This is a genomic window from Ilumatobacter sp. (genome assembly GCF_041688325.1).
GTDB lineage: Bacteria > Actinomycetota > Acidimicrobiia > Acidimicrobiales > Ilumatobacteraceae > Ilumatobacter_A.
Genome location: NZ_JBDNIJ010000059.1, coordinates 1 through 11,907 on the forward strand (window position 1 = coordinate 1; position 11,907 = coordinate 11,907).

The 11,907-nt window shown below is 64.4% G+C and carries 12 protein-coding genes and 1 pseudogene; 6 read left to right on the plus strand and 7 right to left on the minus strand.

The features are described 5' to 3' along the window. On the minus strand, positions 1-317 hold a 317-nt coding region (locus tag ACH2EI_RS04465; RefSeq protein ID WP_395159248.1), incomplete at its 3' end, for an Arm DNA-binding domain-containing protein. Continuing rightward, positions 310-951 carry a hypothetical protein gene (locus ACH2EI_RS04470; protein WP_395154775.1) on the minus strand — a complete coding sequence of 214 codons (642 nt, stop codon included), beginning with the start codon at positions 949-951 and terminating at the stop codon, positions 310-312. The genes ACH2EI_RS04465 and ACH2EI_RS04470, both read right to left, overlap by 8 nt. Positions 952-1,081: 130 nt before the next feature. Here ACH2EI_RS04470 and ACH2EI_RS04475 point away from each other — a divergent pair, with 130 nt between their 5' ends. From ACH2EI_RS04475 to ACH2EI_RS04495, 5 genes and pseudogenes are all read left to right on the plus strand, one after another. Beyond that, positions 1,082-1,318, plus strand: a complete 237-nt coding sequence (locus ACH2EI_RS04475; RefSeq protein WP_395154776.1) for a hypothetical protein — start codon at positions 1,082-1,084, stop codon at positions 1,316-1,318. Beyond that, the gene (locus ACH2EI_RS04480) at positions 1,296-1,757 is read left to right on the plus strand and encodes a hypothetical protein (protein ID WP_395159250.1); all 462 of its coding nucleotides are present in this window, start codon (positions 1,296-1,298) and stop codon (positions 1,755-1,757) included. The genes ACH2EI_RS04475 and ACH2EI_RS04480 overlap by 23 nt, the downstream gene beginning before the upstream one ends. A 100-nt stretch (positions 1,758-1,857) precedes the next feature. Then, the gene (mobF, locus tag ACH2EI_RS04485; RefSeq protein ID WP_395159252.1) at positions 1,858-5,061 is read left to right on the plus strand and encodes a MobF family relaxase; all 3,204 of its coding nucleotides are present in this window, start codon (positions 1,858-1,860) and stop codon (positions 5,059-5,061) included. 349 nt (positions 5,062-5,410) lie between these two features. Then, positions 5,411-5,806 (plus strand): annotated as a pseudogene (locus ACH2EI_RS04490) (transposase); the annotation flags it as partial. A 106-nt stretch (positions 5,807-5,912) separates the two neighbouring features. Continuing rightward, positions 5,913-6,482: a transposase gene (locus tag ACH2EI_RS04495; protein WP_395154779.1), complete on the plus strand. Its 570-nt coding sequence runs from the start codon at positions 5,913-5,915 to the stop codon at positions 6,480-6,482. Between the two features lie 278 nt (positions 6,483-6,760). On the opposite strand, the gene ACH2EI_RS04500 is transcribed toward ACH2EI_RS04495, so the two are convergent. The 3 genes from ACH2EI_RS04500 to ACH2EI_RS04510 form a co-directional block, all read right to left on the minus strand. Then, entirely contained in the window at positions 6,761-7,192 is a 432-nt protein-coding gene (locus ACH2EI_RS04500) for a protein phosphatase (RefSeq protein ID WP_395154780.1), read from the minus strand. Positions 7,193-7,472: 280 nt separating this feature from the next. Then, on the minus strand, positions 7,473-7,718 hold the full coding sequence (locus tag ACH2EI_RS04505) for a hypothetical protein (protein ID WP_395154781.1): 246 nt from the start codon (positions 7,716-7,718) through the stop codon (positions 7,473-7,475). 11 nt (positions 7,719-7,729) lie between these two features. After that, positions 7,730-7,909 (minus strand): twin-arginine translocase TatA/TatE family subunit, encoded by a 180-nt coding sequence (locus ACH2EI_RS04510; RefSeq protein ID WP_395154782.1) that lies wholly within the window; start codon positions 7,907-7,909, stop codon positions 7,730-7,732. 132 nt (positions 7,910-8,041) lie between these two features. On the opposite strand from ACH2EI_RS04510, the gene ACH2EI_RS04515 reads away from it, so the two are divergent. Further along, on the plus strand, positions 8,042-9,151 hold the full coding sequence (locus tag ACH2EI_RS04515) for a hypothetical protein (RefSeq protein ID WP_395154783.1): 1,110 nt from the start codon (positions 8,042-8,044) through the stop codon (positions 9,149-9,151). Here the strand turns inward: ACH2EI_RS04515 and ACH2EI_RS04520 are convergent. Both ACH2EI_RS04520 and ACH2EI_RS04525 read right to left on the minus strand, forming a co-directional pair. Beyond that, positions 9,116-10,885, minus strand: coding sequence for an NAD-dependent malic enzyme (locus tag ACH2EI_RS04520; protein ID WP_395154784.1), 1,770 nt, complete (start codon positions 10,883-10,885; stop codon positions 9,116-9,118). The two genes, ACH2EI_RS04515 and ACH2EI_RS04520, sit on opposite strands and share 36 nt — an antisense overlap. Continuing rightward, positions 10,872-11,907 (minus strand): diadenylate cyclase (locus ACH2EI_RS04525; protein ID WP_395159254.1); only part of this gene is annotated, 1,036 nt, incomplete at its 5' end. The genes ACH2EI_RS04525 and ACH2EI_RS04520, both read right to left, overlap by 14 nt.

The following is an 11,907-nucleotide window of genomic DNA, read 5'->3' on the forward strand; positions in this document are numbered from 1 at the left end:
AGCCGGATCTTCTGCTCGTACGAATGCCAGGTACTCGCCTCCAGCGCGGGCGGAAGACGGGATGGCAACCACTCGTCGACGAGGAACTCACGGACGCTGACCCTCTCGGCCTTCACGTAGGTGCCGGTCGCTTTAGCGTTCATTGCAGCGATGCGGGCGTCTTCCGCTTCGCGCTGTGTATGGAAGCCGCCTTTGCTGTGCTGGCGGCGGCGACCGTCGGCGTCGGTGACGTAGAGGTAGTACGTGTATGTCGAGCCGCGCTTCTTGACGTTCGGCTTGCTGTTGCCGCGCTTGGTCGGCTTCGTTCGATCAGCCATCGTCGGCCTCCTCGTCGAGCGCTTGGCGCACCGCTTTCGCTTTCGCTGCGTTCTTCCAACTGCGGACCTGACTAGTCAGCTCGACCAGGGTGCTTTCCCAGTCATCAAATCGGCCGAGCTGTTTCATCACTACTGCATTGAGCGCATCCTCGGCCTGCCACGTCAACCGCTCCTGCGCCTTCGTCAGATCGTGCATCGGGATCTCACCGAGGTAGTCGTTGAGTCGCTCTGACATGATCTCGCGCTCGCCAGGTGTCCCGAAAATCGCGTCGAGCAACTCGGCGAGCGAGAGCCCGTAGTCGTCGTTCTCGGCAGTGGCGAAGCGGACCGGCGTCTCCGACTCGCTCGGGCGAGGTGGCATGAAGAAGAACCCGATCGGCACGCCGAAGCAACGCGAGAGCGCCACGATCTCGTCGGCGGTGAATTGCCGAATGCGCCGACCGTCGATCGAACGTTCGGCTGACGAGAAGGTCGCTTTCGACCACCGGGCCCCGACGTATGGCTCCAGTTCGACAGCGGCCTTCTCCTGTGTCCAACCACGGAGCTGGCGGGCCACGGTGAGGTTGTACGCCACGATCTGGTTTGGCGTGATCTTCACTGGGTCTGCGATCTCGTCGGGTTTCTTGCGAGCCATCGGAACCTCCTGCGGTTGGCCTCAACTATAGACCAGTCTGCGTCACTGTTGACACCGTAACAACATCTGTGTAGTTTGCAATACCCCAGATTAGTCAACACGAGACCAGACTCAACGAGAAGGTGGAGCAATGCAATACCCGACACTCGACGAACTGCCGGACATCCTGACGATCCACGAAGTCGCCGACTTCATGCGGATCAGCCCGGCCGTCGCCTACGACATGGCCCGTCGCTACCGAGCGACGAAGGGACGCGACGGCCTGCCGGTGTTCATGGCCGGCGCCCGCATGATGCGGGTGTCGAAGATCGAACTGCGCAAGTTCGTCGCCGGAGAACTCGGCCGTGGCGACCAAGCGGCCAGCTGACCCGACGAATCTCACGCTCGGCGCATCAGCGCCATGGGTGAGACGCAACGTCGGACCCGTCGCGTGGGCCGTCCTCGAAGCATTGGCCGAGCACGCCGTCATCGACGGCGCGACGACCATGTCCTACCGATCCGTACGCGACATCGCCGCCGACCTCCACCTCGCAAACGACACCGTCGCCCGAGCACTCCGCCGCCTCGCCGACCACGGCCTCGCCCAGCATCGCTCCGACCGATCGATCACCGGACGATTCGCCACCGGCCATTACCTCCTCACCCTGCCACCCGACGTCCTCACCCCAACCACGGCCAACCCATCAACACCACCGACCAAACGACCGAGACCACCACCCACCCCGACAACTACACCACGCCACCAATCCACCGAACACGAACAACTCGACCTCCTCCACCAACCCTCCAACGGACCCCACCCATGACCCCCTCCCGAACGAAACCAACAACACCCATTCCCACTTCACGAATTTGCACCATGGTGCGGGGCGAGGCGCGCCGATCGTCGCAGCGGGGCGTCCCGCCGTGCTGAGCGTGTGGAAGCCGGCGCCCGGCCAGGAGCTTTACTACCTCGAAGCCGTCGCCAAAGGCGTCGAGGACTACTACGTCGGCGGCGAAGCCCCCGGACGGTGGATCGCCAGCAGCAACCAACTGCTCGGCCTCGACGGGATCGTCGAACCCGACGCACTTCACCATGTCCTCGTCGGCCACGACCCGTCGACCGGCACGCAGCTCGGCCAGCCGCACAAGGTGCCCGGCTACGACCTCACGTTCCGAGCGCCGAAGTCCGTGTCCGTGTTGTTCGGACTCGGAGATCCGGACACGGCCCGAGCCGTCCGCATCGCGCACGACGATGCCGTCCGCTCAGCGCTCGACTTCGCTGAACGACACGCCGTCTGGTCACGTCGCGGACACGCCGGCAAGAACCAGATCCGCTGCGAAGGACTGATCGCCGCTGCCTTTCGACACCGCACGAGTCGCAACGGCGACCCGCATCTCCACTCGCACGTGCTCGTGCCGAATATGGTGCGCGGCGTCGACGGGAAGTGGGCGACGATCGACGGCCGCTGGATCTACACGAGCGCCAAGACGATCGGCTACCTCTACGAAGCTCAGCTCCGCCACAACCTCACCGTCGCGCTCGGCGTCGAATGGGGGCCGGTGAAGAACGGCATCGCCGACATCGTCGGTATCCCCGAGAACGTGTTGAAGGCATTCTCGACGCGGCGAGCCGAGATCGAGCAGAGCATGGAGATGCGCGGTCAGTACTCGCCGCGGGCCGCGATGATCGCCGCGCTCGATACCCGCCGCACCAAGACCCACGACGTCGACCCCGTCCACCTGCGCGACGTGTGGGTGGCCACGGCCGCCGACGTCGGCTTCGATCCGACCGACCTCACGAAAGCACTCGGCCGAACAGCGGCCATGCCGGTCGATGACACGACCAAGAGGTCAGTGGAGGATCATCTGCTCAGTCCCGTTGGGTTGACCGAGCACGTCTCGACGTTCAGCCGCAATGACGTGCTGCGGGCCTGGTGCGACTCGCTTCCCAATGGCGCATCGATTGAAGACATCGAGGCGCTGGCCGACGGTCTCGAGGATCGGCTCGACGTCGTTCCGCTCGACGGCATCGCCACCCGAGGCCCGGTGATCCGAGCCGCCAACGGCCGGGTACTGTCGTCGCTGCCAGTAGGTCGACGGTGGTCGACGTTCGATCTGCTCAACACTGAACGGGAAGCGCTCGACCTGGCACGACGCCTCCTCGATGGCAGCGCTGCGGTGTGCGACGAGGAGGATCTGCTCGCTGCGCTGCGAGGCGCGCCGACCCTGTCGGAGGAACAACGATCAGCAGTGATCCGTATGACGACCTCGGGCAACGGCGTCGACATTCTCACCGCGCCCGCTGGAGCGGGCAAGACGTTCGCCCTCGCGGCGGCACGCGAAGCGTGGGAGCGATCCGGCTACCGGGTGACTGGCGCAGCCCACACTGGCGTTGCCGCCGACGAGATCACCAACGCCGCCGGCATCCCATCGACCACGATCGCTCGACTCCGCATCGCCATCGACAACAACGAACCCGGAGGACTCGACAACCGATCCGTGCTCATCATCGACGAAGCCGGCACCGCCGGAACCCGCGACCTCGCCGCCATCCTCGACGAGGTCGACCGCGCTGGCGCCAAGGTCGTGCTCGTCGGCGACCCGAAGCAACTCCCGGAGATCACGGCCGGTGGTCTGTTCGCCGGGCTGATCGCTCGACAGCCGACGATCGAACTCCAAGACAACCGGCGCCAGCACGAGGAATGGGAACGCGAAGCACTCAAGCAACTCCGCGACGGCGACACGTCGCTCGCCCTCGACGCCTACCGCAAGCACGGCCGCATCACCATCGGCGACACAGCCACCGACGCCAAAGCGCTCCTCGTCGCCGACTGGTGGGCAGCGCGCACACAGGGCGACGACGCAATCATGCTCGCAGGCCGACGATCCGAGGTCGCCGAACTGAACGTCCACGGCCGGATACGGGCCGATTTGGCCGGACAACTCACGGGCGATCCGCTCGACATCGGCAGTCACCAGTTCCAGATCGGCGACGTCGTGATGACGTTGAAGAACGACAAGCGCCTCGGCGTGCGCAACGGCAACAGGGGAGTGGTCATCGCCGTCGACATCGAAGCGCGCTCGATGCGCGTCCGGATGCAACGGGGCGACGTCGACCTTCCGGCCCGATACCTCGACGCCGGACAGATTGGCCATGCGTACGCAATGACGGTGAACAAGGCGCACGGCCTCACGTGCGACCGGACGATGACGCTCGGCAACGACCAGGTGTATCGAGAACTCGCCTACGAGGCACTCAGCCGCGGTCGACTCTCGAACCACGTGTACATGCCGAAGTCGGGCACGCTCGACATCGAAGAAGACGGCCCACACGCCCGCACCGCCAGCCTGGCCGACGCGACCGAGACCCTCGACCGCGGACTCCGCCGTCGCCGCAACAAGCACCTCGCCCTCGACGAGCTTGCCACCGTCCCGATCGAGGCATGGCCGACGCCCGACCTGCACGCCGAGAAGCGACGAGTCGAGCAGATCCTCGGAGCCGCCGGCCCGAACCGACAGCGCGATCTCGACTCACTCGTGGCACGGCGGACGACGGCGGTCGATGACTTGGCCGAAGCCAACGTGGAGGTCGACTCACTCAGAGGACGCAAGCGTCCGCTTCGAGAGCGCCGCAAGCCCGACGCCGAACTCATCCGAGCGATCAGCCGAGCGGACAATCTGCAAGACCGCTTCGATCGTCTCGACTCCGAGATAGCAAACTTGGAGACGAGCCAGCACCGCCGCCGAAGTCACCTCGCAGCGCACGAAGCCGACGCGCATCAGCTCAAGGCGATCGAAGCCATCCTCGACGGTCGAACCCAGAAGGCGATCGCCCGCAGCGTCACCGACCCGCCGTCGTACATCACGAAGTCACTCGGCCGCCGTCCCGGTCGCGGGCAGCCCGACCGACAGTGGGTGCGCACCGTTGCCACAGTCGAGCAGTACCGAGTCGAACACGACATCACCGACAAGCGCACACTCCTCGGCCCATACCCGGAGGACAATCCCTTCGACCAGATGGACTGGGAGATGATCCACAACAGCGTCACCGAGACCCGTCAGGAGCTTGGAATCGAGAAGCCGCAGCCGCGAGGACGTGGTATCGAGCTTCCCTCGCTCGGGCTGTGACAGCCGGACGACGGCGAACGTAGTCCCGTTGATCCGGTATCGAACTCCGCGGTCTCGTCGTTATTGAGCGGCCAGCGATGCGATTGCGAGTGGCTGACGGCCATTTCTTCGGCGATCGGAAGTGCCTGATTCATGATTGGTCATGACGTTGCGGCTGTTGTCGTAGCGTCGAAGGTGCCGGTTGGCGAGCTCTCTAAGTGCCTGCTGCCCTGCTGGGGTCGGCTTTCTAACGAAGTGCTTGCCGACCGGTTCCTTCACCGAGGTGTGGCTCGAAAGAGGCAAGAGCACTATCAACACGAATCAGGAGTGCCCACCTCGGTTTTCACCACCGAGCGAAAGGCATTACCCCATGACCATCACCATCGGGATCGACCCTCACAAGGGCTCCCACACCGCTGTCGCGATCGACAGCAACGAACACGTCCTCGACGAGATCCGAGTTCGCTCCTGTTCGACCCAGACAGCGCGTTTGCGCGAGTGGGCTGAGCGTTTCGAGGAACGAGCGTGGGCGGTGGAGTCCGCCCACGGCCTCGGCTACCTCCTCGCCCAACAGCTCGTCGCAGCCGGCGAAAACGTGATCGACGTGCCACCGGTCCGCGCTGCAAGAGTGCGAGTGCTGGGTTCGGGCAAGTCGCAAAAGAACGACCCCAACGACGCCCGCTCGATCGCGATCGCCGCGTTACGCGCCGACGACCTCACGACCGTGTGCGCCGATGATCACTCGCGGGTGTTGAAGCTGCTGTCCAAGCGACGCACGCGATCTCGGCCGGCTCAAGAACAAGGCAAGCTGCCGCCTCCACGCCCTGCTCCTCGGGATGGTCCCCGGCGGTGCGAGCTTTCGGATCACCTCGGTGACCAGGGTCAACGCGGTCATCGACGACTTCGAACCCGCCGATGCAATGGGCCGGCAACGCCAAGAGATCGCCCGCGAGTTCGCCGTCGATATAGATCGCTACAACCAGCTGATCGACGCGTCGAAGCAACGCATCAACACCGCTCTTGCAGCATCGGCAACATCACTGACAACGTTCTGCGGGGTCGGCCCAATCACCGCTGCGATGATCATTGGCCAGTCCGGCAACATCGACAGATTCAAGTCGAAGCATCACTTTGCGAGCTACAACGCGACCGCCCCAGTCGAGGCATCATCGGGCTCAAAGGTTCGGCATCGGTTGAACCAGCGCGGCAACCGGCAGCTGAACTGGGCGCTCCACGTCGTCGCGATCTCACAGCTCCGACACGACAACATTGGCCGCGCCTACTTCGACCGCAAAGTCGCCGAGGGCAAGACATCCAAGGAAGCAATCCGGGCTCTGAACGCCGGACCTCTGACGTCGTCTACCGACACCTCGTGGCCGACGCCCGCCACCAGAGCTGAATGTTCAGGTGGGCCCGGGAGGACAAAACAGGAACGACTCTGACTCCAGCGTGACCGGCTCTGCATCCTTATCAGCCGGCTCTTCGGACAAGTCACTCCCGGACCCAACAACCAACGCTACGACCCCCCACGCCGCCTGGCAAGAGGGTCTTCGTCGTCGCGCACGAAACGCCCTCAAAACTGCCCCTTGACACAAAGAGGCTTCGTACTGGGCGGACGATCGGCGCTGAGCCGGTGAGCGATATGCGTGGCATCTCAGACTCCGTCGTGTGTGCGCTGCCTCTCGTGCCTGTAGCGCCGCCGGCGCACTCGGCGGCCGAATCAGGGTTTGTGTTTCTCGACCCATCGGCGTTGCCACGGAGTCTCGACCGCCTTGTCGTCGTAGTGCTGTCGCACCCACTCGACAGCAGCAGCTGAGCCGACGCCGCTCTTGATCGCAAGAATCGCAAACGCCGTTCCCGTACGTCCTCGTCGACCGTGGCGCGCGATTTCCAGTCGAGCGGTGCCAGCAACAGAAAAGATCTCCGTCAGCTGCCGAACAGCGCTCTTCGTATCGCTCGGCAGCCGAAAGTTCGGCCATCCAGTCCACTCGCTCGGCCACGCCATCGCAGGTGGAGTTCGAGCGAGCATGTAGATCCCCAACGTCGGATCGGGCCCTGTGGGCTGACCTCGACCCAGTCCGCGGCCGCGTACACGCACTCCATTGGGGGACTCCGCAACGCCCTCAGGGATCGGCCACGGATCAACCTGCACGCGCCCATCCTGTCAGCGTTCGACGGCGCCTCAGCCCCACACGAACCGGACCCGCCAGCGACAACGAGGCGGCCGACAACGACCGGAATTACATGCACGTTTCCAAGGGGTTGGCCGAGCCCAGTCGTGTAGATCTCGGTCGGTTTCAAAGGCAGCGAGCCGCTGTCGATATCGGGTGGTCTGGAAGCTGAGCGGTCACTGGCGGATCGGGTGGCCAGCGAGCACGTCAGGTGCTGAGAGCGCAATCCAGAAAGGCGTCCCGTGGTTCTGGCGAGTTGTATCAGCCCTTCGGTACATACGAGCCGTCTGGCCGACATCCGAAGAACACTCGGGCGCCGTGTGGCTCCGAGAGCGTGATGACCGCGGTTCGCGACGAGTACGCGGTCGGGCACGACTTGTCCTCGTCGTCGGTGAAACCAACGATGACGTTCAGGGTGACGTCACTCGAGTTCTCAACTTGGTCGATCCGGTCCAGGTCGGGCGAACATCCAGGTTCGTTCACGTAGTACTCGAGAGCAGATCCCAAGCCCTTGGTGATCAGACTTCGGTCTTGGTTGTGGCGCCCTTTTCGGAGCCTGGCCGGGTGGCTTCGGCGAGCCCATCCTTGAACTCCTTCTGCGCTCGACCGAGGTTCCTCGCGAGTTTCGGCAGCTGCGAGCCGCCGAACAGCACGAGTATGAGCGCGAGCAGCACCATTCCTTCTGGTCCTCCGAGCATGATGGTCTCCTTTGAAATCGAGTGCCGTATTGAGTGACCCGAGAAGAGGTCAGTGGCCTCAGCTCGTCAGATCCTGAACGGCTCCTAGAATATCATGAAGTTGTTAGATCGTAATCTCAGGAGACACGCACGATGGATGATGTAGAGGTCAGCGCTGCGCTCACCGAAGACGAGCGGGCTGCGGCGCGAGCGTTCGTAGCTCGTTGTGAGGTTCGCCTCTCGACGTTTCATCGGATCGCTGTGGGTTTGCTGTCGGGGGCCGGGTTGCTTGTCGTGTTGCCGGTGGTTGCGCGCGACTCGATCACCGGGATCCTCCGATCGCTTGTCGCCGGGGACTTCACCGTGCCCGATGGGTTGCTGATCGTGATGGTTTTCGCGATTCTCGGTGTGCCGGGGTTTGCGCTGTGGTTGCTGTTTGCCGATCTGACGCGGTTCTACTTTCATGCGAACCACCTCGGGAACGGCCGCGAGACGTTCACTCCACGGTTCACCTTGACATCGCTTCGGCTTCCCGCTGACGAACTCGGGCCGAATGCGACGCAACAGCTCGATCGCGCGCGACACGAGCCTCGGATCGTCGAGCTGCTCGTTCCGACGAACGATGCGTCGCGTGCGCGGATCGACCGGCAGCTCGATGTGTATCGAGCGACACGGGAGCGCGGCGGCCGCGATGATCACGGTCGCGCTGAGGGGTTGTTCGAGTTGGCAGCGTCGCACCCGCGGCCGCTCCTCGAAGAAGTCGCCAAGATCGAGTACGGCATGGTTCGTCACGGGTTGCGCCTGCGAAGCATCGTGTTGCGTTACGTGAAGGCGGTTCTTGCGGTTCTTGTGGCGGCTGTTGCGGTGTACAGCGGTGATGCGGTAGTCGTTGGGCTTGACCCGACGGCCGGCGTCACCGTCGCGGATGCGGCCTGGTTGGCAGCGATCGGGTTGATCTGGGCGCCGGTAGTCGTGCTTGGGATCACGTCGCCGGTGCGGTGGATCGAGCAGCTGATGCGCGACGACGGCGCTGCGACGACCGCTGTGGCGAACGACCCCGAACTCACTCATGTCGAGCGGGTGGCGCTGCCCATCGCCGCGGTCGGTTGGGTGGCAGGCGCGGCGGCCATGATCGTCGCCGCGCTCGACGCGGACCTGTCCACTTCGGGCCGGGTCACCGGACTCGCCGTCCTCGCCATCTCAACGCTCGCGGTCGGCATCGCGGCGTCAACCGGGCGATTTCGTAGTCTTCTCGCCCGATGATGACGGTGCAGTAGGCAGGTCGCGGTAGACGGGGTGCCAAACCGTTTCGTCGATCCGACTTGAGAGTTCTGCGTCGGAGAGCGGTTCGGCGAGGCCTTCGTCGATCGCTGTTCTTGCGACGGCGATCGCAACCTCGCGAGCAACGCTGCGACTCTGGGTGATCGGAGGGAGGATGCCGCCGTCGCTGTTCTGAGCCGCCAGTTTCCCGATGGCGGTGGCGGCCGCGGTGAACATGGCATCCGACACGGCTCTGGCCTGAGTGGCGACAACGCCGAGACCAACGCCTGGGAACACATGGACGTTGTTGACCTGCGCGATGGGGACCGATCGGCCGTGGACTGTGACGGGCCCGAACGGGCTTCCGGTACCGACGAGAGCCGCACCGTCGGTCCAGTTGAGGACATCGGCAGGGATGGCTTCGGCTCTCGGAGTGGGGTTGGAGAGCGGAAGCACGATCGGCCGCCTCACACCCGATGCCTGCGATCGGATGACGGCTTCGGTGAAGATCCCCGGCTGGCCGGTGACACCGACCAGGGCGTGTGGAGCGACCCGGTCGACAACGTCGAGCAATTCGACGGCGCCGTCACCGTCGTCGTCCCAGCCGGCGACGTCGTCCCACGGGCGTGCGAAGGGTTGCTGGAATGGCAGGAGGCCGTCCATTGCGTCATGTAGGAGTCCGTCTCGATCGACGAGCCAGCAGCGTGCGACCGCTTCGTCATGAGCGAGACCGCCAGCGACCATTGCACGCACCGCTTGGTTGGCGATGCCCGTGCCCGCCGAACCGGCACCCACGATGACGAGACGCAGGTCGGTGATCGGCACGTCCGCGGTGACCAATCCTGCGACGATCGCCGCAACAGTGACCGCGGCGGTGCCCTGGATGTCGTCGTTGAACGAACAGATGTGATCGCGATGACGCGCCAGCAACCGGTTGGCGTGCAGTTGCGCAAAGTCCTCCCACTGCAACAAGACGTTGGGGAAGCGCCGATGGAGGGCGTCGACGAACGCGTCGACCAGTTCGTCGTAGTCGTCGCCGCGCACGCGTTGGTGCCGCCATCCGAGGTAGAGCGGGTCGGACAGGAGCGACTCGTTGTTCGTCCCGACATCGAGGAACACCGGCAGTGTGCGCGACGGGTCGAGGCCCCCGCCAGCGGTGTACAGGGCGAGTTTTCCGACGGGGATGCCCATCCCGCCGATACCGAGGTCTCCGAGGCCGAGCACGCGCTCACCATCGGTGACCACCACCACGTCGATCTCGCGATCGCCGACCGCATTGTCGAGGAGTTCCTCGACGCGGTCGCGCTGGGGCCACGACAGGAAGAGGCCGCGTTCGCGACGGTAGATGCGAGACCATTGCTCGCAGGCCACACCGGCGGTCGGTGTGTAGACGACTGGCAGAAGACCGTCGAGGTTCTCTGCGAGGAAGGCGTAGAACAGCACCGAGTTGCGATCTTGCAGGGCACGGAGAAACACGTGGCGTTCGAGATCGGTGTCCTTCATGTCGTACTCGAGTGCGACCCGAGTGAGCTGCGTCCCGAGGTCCTCCACCACAGGAGGAAGCAACCCGTCGAGCCCAAACCGTTGCCGCTCCGCGTCCGTGAACGCAGTGCCCTTGTTCACGTACCGGTCAGCGAGCAACCAACGTCCAGACCGCTTCACCACCGACACGGTAGAGACCCGCGAAGGAACGCTGTCAGCGGCCTCTCCTTGAGATCGCTCGTCAGGCGTCGGCATCGGGTCCGCTGTCGTGATCTTCTGTTCGAGTTTGGATGGCTGCGATCTCTTCGCCGCCGAAGTACACGGTGACCGGCCCGTCCCGCGAGATCACGAACACAATCCGGGCCCGATGGTCGAAGGAGTATCTTCGCGCAGCGGCGTGGCGCGTTCCTCGTGAGGGGTCACGTCTGACGTTGTCATGGCTCTGCACCGACGAGCGAAGGTGCGCCTCGATTGCAATGAGTTGGCCAGCACGATCCACGATCGCCGCACCGTCGACTTGTGTGAGGAGTTGGCGGATCGCGGCGCGCTTCGCGAATTGGTCGAAGGAAAGATGTGGGATCGGAGTTGGCGGACGCGACGGGTTCAGGCCGTCCACGTCGGCGATGTCGTCGGCGTCCAGCGCCCACACCAGACAGGCGCCCGCGTCAGCCGGGCTCATCGTGTGGACGCAGAAGTCGAGGAGACTGTGCAGCGTGTCGCTCGGTGCGTTGGGCACCACGTCGAGCACTGCGCGGGCGAATGGTGCGGCGTATGGCTTCGTCCACCATCGGGCGCCGTCCCAGATGAACAACCCATTCGGGCCGACCACGCGAACGTTGCCGTTGGAGCGGCGTTGGACAATCGTCGTGGAGGGTTGATTTGTGCGGCGTCGGAGACGGACGAGTTCGGCTTCACGGTCATGGGGGGAATCAAGCAGCAGCAGCAGTCCAACTGACTCGGCGTGGCGCAGCACGAACGAGTGTCGGCCGTCGGCCAGGCGCCGGAGCACCGCCTCGTCAGTCACCGCCGACGTCGAGAACGTTCCATCGAGTTCGAGGCAATCCAGCGACGAATCGACCAGGACTGCGCCATACGAATGGAGCACCCCTTCGTGCACCGGCGGGTACCGCGCATAATCGAGTTCTTCGATGAGGCTGCGTCTGAGGCCGTCCGTGGCAGGCAGATCGATCCCGGCGTCGAGGAGTTCTTCGCGGAGACGGCGCTGGCGTCGTTTGGTGATCCGGTCCCGATTCTTCGACGCGGGGTCCCAGTTCACG

Excerpts from the sequence above, each read along its gene's own strand:
- ACH2EI_RS04475 (WP_395154776.1), top strand. The coding sequence starts at position 1,082 with ATGCAATACCCGACACTCGACGAACTGCCGGACATCCTGACGATCCAC.
- ACH2EI_RS04510 (WP_395154782.1), bottom strand. The coding sequence starts at position 7,909 with ATGCTCGGAGGACCAGAAGGAATGGTGCTGCTCGCGCTCATACTCGTG.
- ACH2EI_RS04520 (WP_395154784.1), bottom strand. The coding sequence starts at position 10,885 with ATGCCGACGCCTGACGAGCGATCTCAAGGAGAGGCCGCTGACAGCGTT.
- ACH2EI_RS04470 (WP_395154775.1), bottom strand. The coding sequence starts at position 951 with ATGGCTCGCAAGAAACCCGACGAGATCGCAGACCCAGTGAAGATCACG.
- ACH2EI_RS04515 (WP_395154783.1), top strand. The coding sequence starts at position 8,042 with ATGGATGATGTAGAGGTCAGCGCTGCGCTCACCGAAGACGAGCGGGCT.